Annotated in this window: 1 protein-coding gene; it reads left to right on the plus strand. The window is 47.2% G+C overall.

What is annotated here, in order from left to right:
* Positions 1 to 332: hypothetical protein (locus A3754_RS28650; protein ID WP_231880769.1), on the plus strand; the 332-nt coding region annotated here is incomplete at its 5' end.
* Between the last annotated feature and the right edge of the window lie 219 nt (positions 333 to 551).

Genomic DNA, 551 nt, shown 5'->3' on the forward strand with positions numbered 1-551 from the left:
TTGCTACCCGCCCTTTTCACCCCGTTTCTCTTTTACGCGTTTTCGTTTTATTTTTTATGGGCATTATTTACCTCCCGACGAATATTGAATCTTCCTGGGGCAGTATTTCTGCACGTTTTTCTACACTCGTTGTTCTTCCAGCACACCTTGGGTTTACACAACAACACAGTCCATGTGCACGAAAAAAAAGCACTCTTACAATAAAATCCACAGCTATTATGGAAAGCCTCCTCTCGCTATCGCGCCTGAAAAAGACAGATCACCCAGGCAAAGGCGCCTTTCTTTCCTGCGCCTCTTACAGCGAATCAACAAGACAGACTATTTTGATTTGAGTAGAACCGTTACACGCCGCCTGAAAGAATCGCCCCCATTACTTTGCGAGAAATGCCGTTCATTTTTCCACTTCCCGGAAGGCTATTAGGCATCACTTTTATTGGGTTGCATCCTCATTCGTTGTTTTTTCAGTTCGGGACGACTCCCAACCAGACGCGCCGTGCAGCTCCTTGAGAGACAACCCGCCATCCACATTACGGCGCCCCTTTCCCAACCCA

It is taken from the genome of Alcanivorax sp. HI0083, from assembly GCF_001635175.1.